Annotated in this window: 17 protein-coding genes; 8 read left to right on the top strand and 9 right to left on the bottom strand. The window is 72.4% G+C overall.

What is annotated here, in order from left to right; genetic code table 11:
• The first annotated feature begins 40 nt into the window (after positions 1 to 40).
• Complete coding sequence (locus tag ACIBMZ_RS04705) at positions 41 to 730, top strand: response regulator transcription factor (protein WP_396691100.1); 690 nt, start codon at positions 41 to 43, stop codon at positions 728 to 730.
• A 17-nt stretch (positions 731 to 747) separates the two neighbouring features.
• On the top strand, positions 748 to 2,160 hold the full coding sequence (locus ACIBMZ_RS04710; RefSeq protein WP_396691864.1) for an ATP-binding protein: 1,413 nt from the start codon (positions 748 to 750) through the stop codon (positions 2,158 to 2,160).
• A 270-nt stretch (positions 2,161 to 2,430) separates the two neighbouring features.
• On the opposite strand, the gene ACIBMZ_RS04715 is transcribed toward ACIBMZ_RS04710, so the two are convergent.
• On the bottom strand, positions 2,431 to 3,456 hold the full coding sequence (locus ACIBMZ_RS04715; protein WP_396691102.1) for an adenosine deaminase: 1,026 nt from the start codon (positions 3,454 to 3,456) through the stop codon (positions 2,431 to 2,433).
• A 157-nt stretch (positions 3,457 to 3,613) separates the two neighbouring features.
• Between ACIBMZ_RS04715 and ACIBMZ_RS04720 the strand changes: the two genes are divergently transcribed.
• Both ACIBMZ_RS04720 and ACIBMZ_RS04725 read left to right on the top strand, forming a co-directional pair.
• Positions 3,614 to 4,597, top strand: coding sequence for an aldo/keto reductase (locus ACIBMZ_RS04720; protein ID WP_396691104.1), 984 nt, complete (start codon positions 3,614 to 3,616; stop codon positions 4,595 to 4,597).
• An 89-nt stretch (positions 4,598 to 4,686) separates the two neighbouring features.
• Complete coding sequence (locus ACIBMZ_RS04725) at positions 4,687 to 4,881, top strand: hypothetical protein (RefSeq protein WP_396691865.1); 195 nt, start codon at positions 4,687 to 4,689, stop codon at positions 4,879 to 4,881.
• 103 nt (positions 4,882 to 4,984) lie between these two features.
• Here ACIBMZ_RS04725 and ACIBMZ_RS04730 read toward each other — a convergent pair whose 3' ends face one another.
• From ACIBMZ_RS04730 to ACIBMZ_RS04760, 7 genes are all read right to left on the bottom strand, one after another.
• Positions 4,985 to 5,188: a cold-shock protein gene (locus ACIBMZ_RS04730; RefSeq protein ID WP_013732668.1), complete on the bottom strand. Its 204-nt coding sequence runs from the start codon at positions 5,186 to 5,188 to the stop codon at positions 4,985 to 4,987.
• 296 nt (positions 5,189 to 5,484) lie between these two features.
• The gene (locus tag ACIBMZ_RS04735) at positions 5,485 to 5,757 is read right to left on the bottom strand and encodes a DUF4235 domain-containing protein (RefSeq protein ID WP_396691107.1); all 273 of its coding nucleotides are present in this window, start codon (positions 5,755 to 5,757) and stop codon (positions 5,485 to 5,487) included.
• On the bottom strand, positions 5,754 to 6,092 hold the full coding sequence (locus ACIBMZ_RS04740) for a DUF3618 domain-containing protein (protein ID WP_396691109.1): 339 nt from the start codon (positions 6,090 to 6,092) through the stop codon (positions 5,754 to 5,756). The genes ACIBMZ_RS04735 and ACIBMZ_RS04740 overlap by 4 nt, the downstream gene beginning before the upstream one ends.
• Positions 6,089 to 6,523 (bottom strand): phage holin family protein, encoded by a 435-nt coding sequence (locus ACIBMZ_RS04745; RefSeq protein WP_396691111.1) that lies wholly within the window; start codon positions 6,521 to 6,523, stop codon positions 6,089 to 6,091. Before ACIBMZ_RS04745 ends, ACIBMZ_RS04740 begins: the two co-directional genes overlap by 4 nt.
• A gap of 215 nt (positions 6,524 to 6,738) precedes the next feature.
• Positions 6,739 to 7,935, bottom strand: coding sequence for a mechanosensitive ion channel family protein (locus ACIBMZ_RS04750; protein ID WP_396691113.1), 1,197 nt, complete (start codon positions 7,933 to 7,935; stop codon positions 6,739 to 6,741).
• Between the two features lie 117 nt (positions 7,936 to 8,052).
• Positions 8,053 to 8,874, bottom strand: coding sequence for a DUF1206 domain-containing protein (locus ACIBMZ_RS04755; protein WP_396691114.1), 822 nt, complete (start codon positions 8,872 to 8,874; stop codon positions 8,053 to 8,055).
• Positions 8,875 to 8,967: 93 nt separating this feature from the next.
• Positions 8,968 to 9,351, bottom strand: a complete 384-nt coding sequence (locus tag ACIBMZ_RS04760; RefSeq protein WP_396691115.1) for a hypothetical protein — start codon at positions 9,349 to 9,351, stop codon at positions 8,968 to 8,970.
• A gap of 72 nt (positions 9,352 to 9,423) precedes the next feature.
• Here ACIBMZ_RS04760 and ACIBMZ_RS04765 point away from each other — a divergent pair, with 72 nt between their 5' ends.
• Complete coding sequence (locus ACIBMZ_RS04765; RefSeq protein ID WP_396691866.1) at positions 9,424 to 9,705, top strand: GNAT family N-acetyltransferase; 282 nt, start codon at positions 9,424 to 9,426, stop codon at positions 9,703 to 9,705.
• Here the strand turns inward: ACIBMZ_RS04765 and ACIBMZ_RS04770 are convergent.
• Positions 9,689 to 11,206, bottom strand: coding sequence for a glycoside hydrolase family 3 protein (locus tag ACIBMZ_RS04770; protein ID WP_396691116.1), 1,518 nt, complete (start codon positions 11,204 to 11,206; stop codon positions 9,689 to 9,691). The genes ACIBMZ_RS04765 and ACIBMZ_RS04770 overlap by 17 nt on opposite strands.
• A gap of 216 nt (positions 11,207 to 11,422) precedes the next feature.
• On the opposite strand from ACIBMZ_RS04770, the gene ACIBMZ_RS04775 reads away from it, so the two are divergent.
• From ACIBMZ_RS04775 to ACIBMZ_RS04785, 3 genes are all read left to right on the top strand, one after another.
• Positions 11,423 to 11,548, top strand: coding sequence for a hypothetical protein (locus ACIBMZ_RS04775; protein ID WP_396691118.1), 126 nt, complete (start codon positions 11,423 to 11,425; stop codon positions 11,546 to 11,548).
• Between the two features lie 117 nt (positions 11,549 to 11,665).
• A complete protein-coding gene (locus ACIBMZ_RS04780) occupies positions 11,666 to 13,297 on the top strand; it encodes a RecQ family ATP-dependent DNA helicase (RefSeq protein ID WP_396691120.1) in 1,632 nt (543 codons plus the stop codon).
• 105 nt (positions 13,298 to 13,402) lie between these two features.
• The gene (locus ACIBMZ_RS04785) at positions 13,403 to 13,906 is read left to right on the top strand and encodes a hypothetical protein (RefSeq protein WP_396691121.1); all 504 of its coding nucleotides are present in this window, start codon (positions 13,403 to 13,405) and stop codon (positions 13,904 to 13,906) included.
• Positions 13,907 to 14,008 lie beyond the last annotated feature (102 nt).

Consider the following 14,008-nt stretch of genomic DNA (forward strand, 5'->3'; position numbering starts at 1 on the left):
CCGCAACGACGTGACGCGCCGCTCCGAGTACCGTTCTGACGTGGCCACCGTCCTGCTGGTCGAAGACGATCACGTCGTACGCGGCGCGATGCTTCGCTCCCTCACCGACCGGGGCCACGCCGTGCACGCGGTCGGCACCGCGCTGGACGCGCTGCGTCGGGTGGCCGCCGAGACGCCCGACCTGGTGGTGCTCGACCTGGGCCTGCCGGACCTGGACGGGTCGGACGCCCTGCGGATGCTGCGCGGCATCACCGACGTACCGATCATCATCGCCACCGCCCGCGACGACGAGCAGTCCGTGGTGAAGCTGTTGCGGGCGGGTGCCGACGACTACATGGTCAAGCCGTTCACCGGCGCGCACCTGGACGCGCGGATCACCACCGTGCTGCGCCGGGTCGGCCGCGCCAGTCGCGGCGTGGCACCGGCCGTGCACAGCGTCGGCGGGCTGCGGGTCGACGTCGGTGAGCGCAGCGCCCTCCTGGACGGTGCGGCGCTGGCGCTGACCCGCAAGGAATTCGACCTGCTGGCCTATCTCGCCGCCCGACCTGGCCGGGTAGTGTCCCGGCGGGAGCTCTTGGAGGAGGTATGGCGGCAGCCATCGGTCGGCGAGGACCAGACAATCGACGTGCACCTGTACTGGCTGCGCCGCAAAATGGGCGAGTCCGCGGCGAAACCCCGCTACCTGCGCACCGTGCGGGGGGTGGGCTTCCGGCTGGTGGCGCCGGACTGAGGCGTTCGCTGGCGCTGCTGACCGGCGGCACCGGCATCCTGCTGGCACTGGCCTTCCTGATCCCACTCGGCCTGACCCTGGGAGGTCAGGCCCGCGAGGAGGCGATCGCCGACGCGGCCCGGCGTAGCGCGCTGGTCACCGGCGCGCTCGCGGTGAGTACCCAGCCGGTGCTGGTGGAGCGCGCGATCGAGGCGAGCGGCGCCGACCCGGCGACCCGTCCGGTGGTGCACGGTCTCGACGACGTGGACGCCGGGGCCGGACGCGCCGACGCCGGGCAACTCGACCGGGCCCGCGACGAGGGCCGGTCCCTGGTGGTCGACGTCGACGGCGGGGTGCTGCGGCTTGACCCGGTGGTGCTGGGCGACCGGACGGCCGTGGTGGAGGTCTTCGTACCGGACGAGACGCTCGACGGCTCGGGGCGCTGGTGGCTGCTGGTCGGGGTGGCCGTCGCGCTGGTCGGCGCGGCCGTGCTGGTCGTCGACCGGCTCGCGGCCCGCACGGTGGACGCCACCCGGGGCCTGGTCAAGGCGGCGCTCGCGGTCAGCGACGGCGACCTGGGCGTCCGCGTGGAGCCGAGCGGCCCGCGCGAGGTGGCCGAGGCCGGGCACGCGTTCAACCGGATGGCGGAGCGGTTCGTCGCCGCCCGCACCGAGGAGCGGGAGCTGGTGGCCGACCTGTCGCACCGGTTGCGGACCCCGCTGACGGTGCTCCGGCTGGACGCGGAGGCCCTGGAGTCCGACGACACCAGCGTGGACGCGTTCAGCCAGGCGGAGTTGGACCACCGACGCGGCATCCGGCGGATCCGGCAGGCGATCGTCACCCTGGAGGGCGAGATCGACGTGCTGATCAAGACCACCCGCAAGGCGGTGGCCACCGAGGCGGCTCCGGCGATGTGCGACGTGAGCGAGGTGGTCCGGGACCGGATGGTGTTCTGGGCGGCCCTCGCGGGCGACCAGAACCGCCCGCACCGGGTGGTCGGCGCCCAGTTGCGCATCCCGGTGCCGGTGCCCCGGGCCGAGCTGGCCGCCGCGCTCGACGCGGTGATCGGCAACGTGTTCCGCTACACCCCGCAGGGCACCGCGTTCGAGGTGGCGGTCTCCCGGCGCGACGGGTACGTGGCCGTCCGGATCGACGACGCGGGGCCGGGCATCGCCAACCCGGATCGCGCGCTGCGTCGGGGCGCCAGCGACCAGGGTTCCACCGGCCTCGGACTGGACATCGCCAAGCGGGTGGCGTTGCAGGCCAACGGTTCGGTGAGCATCGACCGGGCCCGGTTGGGCGGTGCCAGCGTGGTGATGCTGCTCGCCGATCCGGAGGCGACGCCCCGACAGGTCAGCCGGTTCGGTCTGGTGGGTCGGATGACCCGGGAGGCGCGGGAGCAGAAGGGCAGCGGACGGCGCTGGCCGAGGCAACGGCCCACCGACGGCTGACCGGCTCACGGGCCGCCCGGTTGTGCGGCGGCACAAGTCTTCCTTAGATCCGAATTAACGACGTCCCATTGGCCCGGTACGGGTGTCAGGATCGGCTTCGAACCCAGCAGTTCCACCGGCTCTCCGCTCCCAGCGCACATCGGCCGGTGGAGCCGTGCGCGCGGCGGGAGACACGGTCCCCCCACACCTCCTCCCGTCGCGCGCACTTCATCTCGTCCGCCGGTCCCGACCGGTTCGGCCGGGACCGGGGACCTCCGCAGACGCCGCGAGTCAGGCGCGCGTGGCGGCCAGGTAAGCGTCGATCTCGGTGCTGATCCGCTGTTTGCCCGCCGGGTCGAGGAACGAGGCGGTCACCGCGTTGCGGGCCAGCGCCGCCACCTGTTCCGGTCCGGCGTCGAGCAGCCGGGCGGCCACCGCGTACTCGTCGTCGAGGGTGGTGCCGAACATCGGCGGGTCGTCGGAGTTGATCGTCACCAGCAGCCCGGCCTCGACCAGCGCGGGCAGCGGGTGCTCCTCGATGGTCGCCACCGCCCGGGTCCGCACGTTGGAGGTCGGGCAGACCTCCATCGCGATCTGCCGCTCGGCGAGGTGGGCGAGCAGCTCCGGGTCTCCGGCGGCGGAGATGCCGTGGCCGATCCGCTCGGCGCCCAGCTCGCGCAGGGCGTCCCAGACGGTCTGCGGGCCGGTGGTCTCCCCCGCGTGCGGCACCGAGTGCAGACCCGCCGCCCGGGCCTGGTCGAAGTAGGGCTTGAACTGCGGCCGGGGCACTCCGATCTCGGGGCCGCCCAGGCCGAAGCTGACCAGCCCGTCCGGGCGCTCGTCGAGGGAGATCCGCAGCGTCTCCTCGGCGGCCGGCAGGCCCGCCTCGCCGGGGATGTCGAAGCACCACCGCAGCTCGATGCCGAAGTCGGCGGCGGCCCGCTTGCGGGCGTCCTCGATCGCCTCGCAGAACGCCGGTGCCGGGATGCCCCGGCTCACGTGCGAGTACGGCGTCACCGTCAACTCGGCGTAGCGCACCTGCTGGCGGGCCAGTTCCCGGGCCACCTCGTGGGTGAGGATCCAGACGTCCTCCTGGTCGCGGACCAGGTCGACGACGCTCAGGTACAGCTCGATGAAGTGCGCGAAGTCGCGGAAGACGAAGTAGTCGGCGAGCAGTTGCGGGTCGGCGGGGACCGGCGTACGCCCCTCGTGGCGGGCGGCCAGTTCGGCGACGATCCGGGGCGAGGCGGAACCGACGTGGTGCACGTGCAATTCGACCTTGGGCAGGCCGGCGATGAAGGTACGCAGATCGGTCACGGGTTCTCCTGGGCGATGGCACCGGTACACCGGCGACGAACGGTCGTTGCGCAGTCTTACAGGCCGCCGGTCCGGGCGGGGCGAGGCACGTCCGGCCGGGTACACCTCGCGCGGCCCGGCCTCGGCACGGACGCCGGGGGTCACTAGGCTCGGTCGCATGGAGCAACGCACCTTCCCCCGGATCGGCCGACAGGTCGGCGTGGTCGGGCTCGGCGCCTGGCAGCTCGGCGCCGACTGGGGCACGGTCACCGAGGACGACGCGATGGCGGTGCTGGACGCCGCGGTCGACGCCGGCATCACCTTCCTGGACACCGCAGACGTCTACGGCGACGGCCGCAGCGAGCAGCTCATCGGGCGGTACCTGGCGGCTCACCCGGACGCCGGGCTGACGGTGGCCACCAAGATGGGGCGTCGGGTGGCACAGACCTCCGACGCGTACATTCTGGACAATTTCCGCCAATGGACTGATCGTTCGCGCGCCAACCTCGGCGTGGACACGCTGGACCTGGTGCAGTTGCACTGCCCGCCGACGTCCGTGTTCGCCACCGACGCGGTCTTCGACGCCCTGGACACCCTCGTCGCCGAGAGGCGCATCGCCGCGTACGGCGTCAGCGTGGAGACCTGCGACGAGGCGCTGACCGCGATCGGCCGCCCCGGGGTGGCCAGCGTCCAGATCATCCTGAACGCGTTGCGGCACAAGCCGCTGGAGCAGGTGCTGCCGGCCGCCTCGGCCGCCGGGGTGGGCATCATCGCCCGCGTACCGCTGGCCAGCGGGCTGCTCTCCGGCCGGTACGACGAGCGGACCACCTTCGCCGCCGACGACCACCGGTCCTTCAACCGGCACGGGGAGGCGTTCGACGTCGGCGAGACGTTCTCCGGCGTCGACTACACGCTGGGGCTGGCGGCGGTGCGCCGACTCGCCCCACTGGTCGGCGACGACCGGACGATGGCCCAGTTCGCCCTGCGGTGGGTGCTCGACCAGCCCGGAGTCACCGTGGTCATCCCCGGCGCCCGCGACGCGGCACAGGCCCGGGGCAACGCCGCCGTGGCCGGGCAACGCCCATTGTCGACGGACGAGCAGGACGCCGTCGCCGCCGTCTACGACGAGCTGATCCGTCCGCAGGTGCACCAGCGATGGTGACCGAGGAACCGGGGGTGCCGGCGATGGCGATCGGGGAGCCGACCGAGGGCACCGGCATCCCGGCGCAGAGCCCGGCCCCGCAGGACCGGATGAGCGGCTGGTTCCGACTCACCATCGGCCTGCTGGCCGTGGTCGTCGGGGCGATCTGGACGGTGCAGGGCCTCGGGTACGTGGAGGACGCCCTGATCACCGGTCAACGGATCTGGGCGGTACTCGGTCCGCTGCTGGCCCTCGTCGGCGCGGTACTGCTCTGGCTCGGCATGCGGGCCCGGACTCGGCGCTGACCGGGGGATGCGGAAAGCCCCGCGTCCGTACGGAACGCGGGGCTTTTGCACCTGTGTGGGGACTGCCTCGCCGTCTGGCGGTCGGCGGTCGCCGACCGGTGCCTCAGAGGGGGCGGACCTGCTCGGCCTGCGGACCCTTCTGGCCCTGGGCGATCTCGAACTCCACCCGCTGGTTCTCCTCCAGCGTGCGGTAGCCGCTGGACTGGATGGCCGAGAAGTGGACGAACACGTCAGCACCCCCGCCGTCGACGGTGATGAAGCCGAAGCCCTTGTCAGCGTTGAACCACTTCACGGTTCCCTGCGCCATGTGTATCTCCTTCTAAAACTGGCGGCCGAGCACGCCGTGCGGCCGGTTGGCCGTTTTCGAGCAGCGGCGCCTGAGGCGGCCCCCAAGGCAGGAGACTTCTCTCAACCCACGCCGTCTCTCAACAGCGGGGAACAGCAAACCACGTACGCAAAAACTCTGCACAGCCTACCCGACGAAATTCTCCGACATGTGACCTGACGGATGCGAAAGATCCGCTGTGCGGCGCCCGTGAGGTAAGGAGAAAGGCCCCCTTGACCGGTACGGACAAGGGGGCCGGACAGGTCGAACGGAAGCTCCTAGTCGGGCCAACGGCCGGTCAACCGGCGTACGCCCACCGCGCCGCCACGGTCCACGGCGGCCCGGACGACGGAGAAGATGGCGCCCTGCAACGCCGCCGCCGCGAGGATCTCGCCCCAGCGACGATCCTCGTCGACGGGGTCGGGAGCCTCGCCGTCCCCGGCGGTCAACTTCCAGACCTGGCGGAAGATGGCACCCGCGACCGCACCGGCGGCGATGCCGGCCAGGATGCCCACCGGCCGGTAGGCGACCTTGCTCAACCCCTTGCTCACCCACGCCTCCCTCGAATGATCATCAGCACCACGGCGGTGACGATCGCGCCCGCCGCGAGGGCGACGAACGGTGCCGGGCCGTGCCGTCCCCGCACCGGCGGATGGGTCAGGGCCGCCTGGCCACGGACCCGGGCGACGGTCAGCGCCGCCTGCTCCCGGACCCGCTCGCGCGCCTGGTCCGCCGAGGACTTCAACCGCTTCTTGACGTCGGCCTTGGCGGCCAGCGCCTCCACCGTCTCGCCCAGCTCGACCCGGGTCCGCCGGATCTCCGCCCGCAGCGCCTCGGTGTCGCCGGTGCCGTCGCTGTGGCCGTTGCGCGTCCCGTTGTGTGTCATGCCCGTCCCCTGTCCTTCACCGCCGCGCTGACCACGTCGACGTCGGCCCGCACGCTCTGCACGGTCGCCTGCGGCACCGGCGGCACCGCCTGGCTGACCTGCTTCTTGCCGAGCAGCGCGAGAACGCCGGCGATCAGGAAGACGACCGCCGCCACGATGAGCGCGGCCGCCCACGCCGGCAACACCAGTGCCAGCAGCAGGATCGCCGCGGTGATGAGCGCGCCGAGGCCCAGGAAGGCCAGGGCACCGCCACCGGCCAACAGGCCGACGCCGATACCCGCGTGCTTGCCCTTCTCTGTCAGCTCCGCACGGGCCAGCGCGAGCTCGTCCCGGACCAGGCGGGACACCTGCTCCGTCGCCCGCTGGACCAGCTCGGCGGTGGAGGGCTCGCTTCCGTTGTGGGATGTGCGGACGTTCGCCACGTCAGCCATGCTGTCCCCCTCTCGTCGTCACCGCGCTGTATGCCCGAAGTAGCCGCCCGCCAATCCTGTGTGCGAAGAAGGAGCAGGGCGTCCCGCACGAGGTCCCCGGTAAACCTGCCGTCAAACCCTTCCGACCCGTCCCGTTCGGGCGACCCGTCCCGTTCGGGGGCCGGGGGCGGCGTGTGCGTCACCATCCTGCGCCCCCCGACCGCACGTCGTCCGGCTCAGCGGCGCGCCTCCACCGGCTCGTCGGGGCCGACGAAGGCTTCGCTGCGGGCGTCGCCGTCGTCGCTGCCGCCGAAGAGGCGGGCGTCGTCGGGGACCTCCCCGTCCTCCAGGCGTCGGGTCCGGCGCTTGGGGGTCACCCACTGCCAGGGCAGGGAGCCGGCACCGTCACCGACCTCGGTACGCAGCCGTGGCAGCGCGGTGGGCCGCTGGTCGCGTACCCAGGCCACCATGTGCTCGCGGACCAGGCAGCGCAGGTCCCACAACGCGCCGGCGCTGGCGGCGCTGACCAGGGCGCGCAGCTTGACCATGCCGCCGGTCGCGTCCGTCACCTGGAGTACGCAGACCCGGCCGTCCCACAGCTCGGTGCCCTCGACCAGGCGACGCAACTCCTCCCGCATCGCCTGCACCGGCAGCGACCAGTCGACGTCGAACTCCGCCGTGCCGAGCACCGCCGCCTCGGTACGCGTCCAGTTCTGGAACGGGGTGCTGGTGAAGTAGGAGGTGGGCAGGATCAGCCGACGGTCGTCCCAGATCTGCACCACCACGTAGCTGAGGGTCAACTCCTCGATCCGGCCCCACTCCCCCTCGACCACGACCACGTCGTCCAGACGGACCGCGTCGCTGAAGGCGAGTTGCAGCCCGGCGAAGACGTTGCCGAGCAGGCTCTGCGCGGCCAGCGCGGCGACGATACCGACCACACCGGCGCTGGTCAGCACACCGGCACCGATGCCGCGTACCGCCGGGAACGTCATCAGCATCACGCCGACGGTGAGCACCACGATCACCACGATGGTCACCCGACGCAGCATGACGACCTGGGTGCGGACCCGACGGGCGTGCCGGTTGTCCGGCACGTCCACCCGGAACCGGGCCAGCGCGGTGTCCTCCACCACCACCAGCAACGAGGTGACCAACCAGGCGGTGGCCGCGATGACCGCGAGCACCAGCGTGTGCAGCAGCGCCTGCCGCCACCCGGTGCCGACCGCGTAGCCGGTGCTGAACCGGACGGCGAACTGCACGGCGAGCACGGTGGCCGCGATCTGGAACGAGCGGTGGGCGTGCTCGGTCAACTCCATCAGCAGTCGTGAGCGGTGGCCCCACCGCCGGATCGAGCGATGTACCACCTCGACCACGGCAACGGCGATCGCCGCCGCGGCGAGCGCGGCGACGACCGTCACGAGGTAGCTGTGCACGTGTGATTCTCCTTCCGACCGACGACAAGATCGACGCAAAGGGGCAAGTTTGCCCCAGAACGCCGTCACCGGCCACCGCAACGCCGCTGCGGTGGCCGGTGACTGAAGGGGGTGGAATCAGACCTTGCGGTAGCGGGCCTGGAGGAAGCAGTAGAGGCCGAAGGCGGCGATGCCCAGTCCGACCAGCGACAGCAGGATGGTGCCGAACGCCTGGTCCCGCAGCGTCCGCAGGGCGGCGTCCAGGCCCCGGGCCTTCTCCGGGTCGTAGTTCACCGCGGCCAGCACGACCAGGAAGCCGGTCACCGCGAACGCGCTGCCCCGGGCGGTGTAGCCGGCCATGCCGAGCCGCCGGGCGAGCTGGGTGGTCCGGGCGTTCATCTCGCCGGTCTTCAGCCGCTTCATGAACTTCTTCTTGACGCCGTAGATGAACATGCCGACGCCGACGCCGACGAGGGCCAGGCCGGCGAGACCGACCAGCCACCGACCGCCGGTCGACTCCATCAGACGGGCGGTCAACTCCTCCTGTTGGGAGGCGCTGTCGGAGTTCGCGTTGGAGAAGACCTTCCAGGCCGTCCATGCCAGCCAGAGGTAGATGACCGCGCGGGCACCGGAGAAGACCCGCTCCTTGATCCGGTCGTTGCCGCTCTCGGTCTGGTGCCCGACGGCGGCTTCGAGGGCCTGCCAGATCGCCATGGCGACCATGCCGACGGCGATGGCGATGACCACGAACGTGCCCATCGGCTGCGCGGCGAGTGTCCGCAGCGCACCGGACTGGTCACCGTCGTCGGAGGAGTTGCCGAATGCGATCTGCAACGCCAACCAACCGAACAACAGGTGCACGATCCCGTAGCCGATGAAACCGGCCCGGGCGAGGAGTTCCAGCCACCGGCTGTCTGCCGTTCGGGCGGCGGTGGCTTCGGCGTTCCGGGTGAGAGACATGCGCCATCAATCTCCGGGCGCGAAGATTTCCAAACGTGTCCCGCCGTCGCCGGAAAGCGACGGCGGGACGGGTGGATCGGACGGTTGTCGGCGTCAGCCGGAATTGCGCGAAATGCGCACCTTGACCTCGGAATCGGTGACGCTGTCCAGGGTCACCGCCAGGCCGCCGACGTCGGTGGCCTGCTGCCCGACGGTCAGCGACAGTTGCTCACCGGCGACCTCGATGGTCACCACGTCGTCCTGGGCCTCGACGAGCCGCGCCTCGACACCGAGGATGTTGGCGCGCGCCTCCACCCCCCGGTCGAAGGTCACCGTGCAGGCGTCCAGTCCGCAGTCCGTGCGGGCTCCCTCGGAGCTGCACCCCATCAGCAGGGCGGCACCGAGCACGAGCCCGGCCAACAGACCGGCCGACTTGCGGGTGGGAACCCTCCAGGCGAGGGTGCGCCGGCTGCGGCCGGCGGGCGATCGGTTCGTCACCGCCTCAGCGTACGAGACGGAGGCGAACGGCCCCGGGGTGCCGAACCGGCGGTGGACAATGGTCCGGTGAGCATGCTGGTCGAGGAGAACGCCGCCAAACACCGCTACGAGATCCTGGTCGACGACGCATTGGCCGGGTTCACCGCGTACCTGCCCCGGGGCGAGGCGCTGGTCTTCACCCACACCGAGGTGGACCCGGCCTTCCAGAACCGGGGCGTCGGCTCGGCACTGATGCGCGGCACCCTGGACCAGGTCCGGGCCCAGGGACAGCGGGTGGTCCCGCAGTGCCCGTTCATGCACGCCTACATCGAGCGCCACCCCGAGTACGCGGACCTGGTCACCAGCCTGACGTGACGGCGGTACCGCCGAGCAGTTCGGCCACGGCCCGACCGGCGGCCCGGGTCGCCCCGTGCGAGGCGACGTGCACCGCGCCGGTGACCAGTGCGGGCACACCCAACTCCACCACCACGGCGTCGGGCCGGTCCGCCAGCACCCGGTCGACGGCGGTGCGCATCCAGTCGTGCCGGTGCAGGTCGCGGACCACCAGGACGAGCGGTCGGCCGACCGCGTCCGCGGCCGGGTCGGTCGGCACCTCGCCCCGCGCGAAACGGGCGCTGGTGGTGCCCGGCACCAGCGCGGTCAACGGCGCGGCCACTCCCCACGGGGTCTCCGCCCCGATCGCGATGTTGTGCGGCGGCTGGAACTCCACCACGTGCGCCGGAGCGGCCAACGGCAGGTCGGCACCCCCGTCGGCCCGGGTGACCCGGATCGCCCGGCGCGCGGCGACCAGTCCGACCGCCGAACCACCGGCCGTCACCGGGGTACGCCCACCGGCCGTCCGGGCGGCCACCGTCCAGGCCGCGAGCTGACCGACCCGCTTCGCCGCCTCGGCCAGCCGCTCCTCCGGCAGATCCCCGGCCACGACCGCGTCCACGATGGCGTCGCGCAGGTGCCGGGCGGTCTCCTCGTCGGCGTGCTCGCCACCGACACAGATCGCGTCCACCCCAGCGGCCAACGCCCGCACCGCCGCACCGGCGAGGCCGTACCGGCCGGCGACCGCCTGCATCTCCACCGCGTCGGTCACCACCACGCCGTTGAAGCCCATCTCCTCGCGGAGCACACCGCCCAGGATCCGGGTGCTCAGCGTCGCCGGCAGCTCCGGATCCAGCGCCGGCACCAACAGATGCCCGGTCATCACCGCCTGCACGCCCGCCTGCACGGCGGCCCGGAACGGGGCCAGCTCGACGGCGTCCAGCCGGTCCCGGTCCCCGCTGATCCGGGGCAGGTCGTGATGGGAGTCCACCCGGGTGTCGCCGTGCCCCGGGAAGTGCTTGGCGCAGGCCGCCACCCCGCCGGACTGGAGGCCGTGCACCCAGGCGGTGGTGTGCCGGGCCACCACCGCCGGGTCGGCACCGAACGAGCGGACGCCGATCACCGGATTGTCCGGATTGGAGTTCACGTCGACGTCGGGCGCGTAGTCCAGGGTGACGCCCAGCGCGGCGAGTTCGACGCCCAGGTCTCGGGCGACCTCCTCGGTGAGGGCCGGGTCGTCCACCACGCCGAGGGCGAAGTTGCCCGGCCGGGTGCTGCCCCGACCCGACTCGATGCGGGTGACGTCGCCCGCCTCCTCGTCGATCGCCACGATCACGTCCGGCCGCTCCGCCCGCAGCCCGGCGGTCAGCGCCGCCACCTGCTCCGGGTCGACGACGTTGCGGCTGAACAACACCACCGCGCCGAGGCCGTCGCCGAGCCAGCGGCAGACCCACGCGGGCGGGACGGTGCCGACGAACCCGGGTTGCAGGACCGCGGCCGCCAACGCCGCCAGGTTCCCGTTCGCTCGCTGACGCTCGCTCATGCCGGTACTCCGCTTCGCTGCGCACCGCCATGAGGCACCACCGCACTGCGTTGAAGATTCGCTCGCTGACGCTCGCTCATGCCGGCGCGTACCCCCGTCATCCTCCGCCGCGGACTGCCCCGCCACGCGGCGGTGCAGCAATGGTCACACCGCGCCACCGAATAGTCAATAAACCTTACAGTTGCCTTGGGAGCGCTCTGCCAGCAGAGTGCGGAGATGGACCCGCTGCTGTTGCTCGCCGACGCGACGAGCCCGGCCGACATCCCCGGCGTACGCCTGCTCGGCCTGGTGGCGGGCGGCCTGCTGCTGCTCGTGGCCATCCGGGCGATGTTCCGGCGCTGAGGGCGCGACCGGGTGTGACCCGCCCCCGCCGGGGTACCGCCTGGCCCTGGAACCGACGGTCCCGCGTGGCCGGACCGGTGTTTCGGCGCTGGTCCGGCCGGGTACCTGCGGCCCTCGATGAAGCTCACCACGCACTCGATGTCGTTGCGCCGCGCGGCGCGCAGCCTGTTCGGCTGGTCCTCCCTGCGCCCCAACCAACTGGCCGCGATGCGCGCGGTGATGCGGCGGCGCGACGCGTTGGTGGTGCTGCCCACCGGCGCCGGCAAGTCGGCGATCTACCAGATACCGGCGAGCCTGATCCCCGGCCCGACCGTGGTGATCTCTCCGCTGCTGGCTCTGCAACAGGACCAGATCGCCGCGCTCAACGAGCGGCAGCGGGCCGAGCTGCGGGCGGTCCGGATCAGCTCGGACGAGTCACCGGCCCAGCAGGCCGAGGCGATCGCCGAGATCCGCGACGGTCGGGCCGAGTTCCTCTTCATCACCCCGGAGCAACTGGCCAACCCGGACCGGCTGGCCGAGGTGCGCGCGTTGAGACCGGCGCTGGTCGCGATCGACGAGGCGCACTGCATCTCGGCCTGGGGCCACGACTTCCGCCCGGACTACCTGGCGCTCGGTCAGCTCATCGAGGGCATCGGACGGCCACCGGTGGTGGCGCTGACCGCCACCGCCTCCCCACCGGTACGCGACGACATCGTGGCCCGGCTGCGGCTGCGCGAACCCGAGATCGTGGTGTCCGGTCTGGACCGACCGAACCTCTTCTTCGAGGTGGCGCACTGCCCCACCGAGGACTACCGGTGGCGACGGCTGATCGCGCTGCTGCGGGACGACGAGCGACCGGGCATCATCTACGTACCCACCCGGCGGGCGGCCGAGGAACTCGCCGACCGGCTCACCGACGCCGGATACCCGTCGCAGTACTACCACGGCGGGATGGCGGCCACCGCCCGCGCCCGGCTGCACGAGGCGTTCCTGGCCGACCAGGTGCCGATCATGGTGGCCACGTCGGCGTTCGGCATGGGCATCGACAAGCCGAACATCGCCTGGGTGGTGCACATGGCGCTGCCCGACTCGCCGGACAGCTACTTCCAGGAGATCGGCCGGGCCGGTCGGGACGGCCAGCCCGCCCGCGTGCTGCTGCTCTGGCAGGCCGAGGACGTGGGGCTGCAACGCTTCTTCAGCGGTGGCCTGCCCGACGCCACCGAGCTGCGCGACCTGGCCGCCCTGCTGCGCCAGGGACCGACCACCAAGAAGGAACTGCGCGAGGTGACCGGGCTGGGGCCGCGCAAGCTCGGGCAGTACCTGGCCCTGCTGGAGCAGGTCGGTGCGGCGCAGCCGCGCGCCCGGCAGCGGATCGGCGCGCCGCGCTACTCGCCGACGCCGGTGGAGGCCGCCGAGGCGGCGGTGGCCGAGGCCGAACGGCAACAGAACCTGACCCGCTCGCGGACCGACATGATGCGGGCCTTCGCCGAGACCACCGCCTGCCGGGGGCAGACCCTGCTGGCCTACTTCGGCGAGCAGATGACCCAGATCTGCGGACACTGCGACAACTGTCACGCCGGCACCAGCACCGCCGACGACGGCGCGGTGGGTCCGTTCCCGGTGCACAGCCAGGTGCGGCACCCGGAGTGGGGCGGCGGCCTGGTGCTCAGCTACGAGGACGGCCGGATGACGGTGCTGTTCGAGGAGGTCGGGTACAAGACGTTGTCGGTCAGCGTGGTGTCCGAACAGGGACTGCTGACGCTGGACTAACCTGAGCCCGCCGCGATGGCGGCGGGGACATACCGGGCCCGGCGCGGGCAGCAGGCAGGTGGCGCGTCACCGGGGACCCGGACGACGAACGGGAGAGGCACGGTCGTGATCGAAGAGCCGACGTACACCGCTTTCGGTTTCTCCGACGAGGAGTGGGGGCTGCTGGTCGGCCTGCCGCAGGCGGTGCTCACCGCGGCGAGCGCCGCAGAGTCCGACGGCACCCGGGCGACGATGGCCGAGAGTGCGGCCGGACTGGAGACGATCTCCACCGGCCGGGAGTCGGCCAGCCCGCTGGTGGCTGCGGTGGCCGGGGAGATCGTGACCCGGGTGGGCGACCCGGAGGCCGGCGAGGAGTTGCCGGTGATCGCGCCGGAGGACCCGCGCGCGTACGCCGAGGACGTGCTGGGCCGGGCCAAGGCCGCCGCCGCGCTGCTGGCGGCGAAGGTGGACGAGGGCGAGGCCGGCGCGTACCAGCACTGGCTGGTGGAGATCACCGACCAGGTGGTCGGCGCGGCCACCAGCGGCGGCATCCTCGGGCTCGGGGGTAGCCAGGTCAGCCCCTCGGAGCGACGCTTCCGGGACCGGCTGGCCCAGGTCCTCAACGACTGAGCGACGGCGACGAGCAGGGGGGGGGGGGGGGGGGGGCGGGGCCCCCCCCCCCCCCCGGGGGGGGGGGGGGGGGGCCGGGGGGGGCCCCCCCCCCAGGGAGGC

The organism is Micromonospora sp. NPDC049900 (assembly GCF_044461025.1).
Taxonomy (GTDB): domain Bacteria; phylum Actinomycetota; class Actinomycetes; order Mycobacteriales; family Micromonosporaceae; genus Micromonospora.

Bases quoted from the DNA above. Each gene is read 5' to 3' on its own strand.
- ACIBMZ_RS04720 (WP_396691104.1), top strand. From the start codon at position 3,614: ATGGAGCAACGCACCTTCCCCCGGATCGGCCGACAGGTCGGCGTGGTC.
- ACIBMZ_RS04725 (WP_396691865.1), top strand. From the start codon at position 4,687: ATGAGCGGCTGGTTCCGACTCACCATCGGCCTGCTGGCCGTGGTCGTC.
- ACIBMZ_RS04730 (WP_013732668.1), bottom strand. From the start codon at position 5,188: ATGGCGCAGGGAACCGTGAAGTGGTTCAACGCTGACAAGGGCTTCGGC.
- ACIBMZ_RS04740 (WP_396691109.1), bottom strand. From the start codon at position 6,092: ATGACACACAACGGGACGCGCAACGGCCACAGCGACGGCACCGGCGAC.
- ACIBMZ_RS04745 (WP_396691111.1), bottom strand. From the start codon at position 6,523: ATGGCTGACGTGGCGAACGTCCGCACATCCCACAACGGAAGCGAGCCC.
- ACIBMZ_RS04755 (WP_396691114.1), bottom strand. From the start codon at position 8,874: ATGTCTCTCACCCGGAACGCCGAAGCCACCGCCGCCCGAACGGCAGAC.
- ACIBMZ_RS04765 (WP_396691866.1), top strand. From the start codon at position 9,424: ATGCTGGTCGAGGAGAACGCCGCCAAACACCGCTACGAGATCCTGGTC.
- ACIBMZ_RS04770 (WP_396691116.1), bottom strand. From the start codon at position 11,206: ATGAGCGAGCGTCAGCGAGCGAACGGGAACCTGGCGGCGTTGGCGGCC.
- ACIBMZ_RS04775 (WP_396691118.1), top strand. From the start codon at position 11,423: ATGGACCCGCTGCTGTTGCTCGCCGACGCGACGAGCCCGGCCGACATC.
- ACIBMZ_RS04780 (WP_396691120.1), top strand. From the start codon at position 11,666: ATGAAGCTCACCACGCACTCGATGTCGTTGCGCCGCGCGGCGCGCAGC.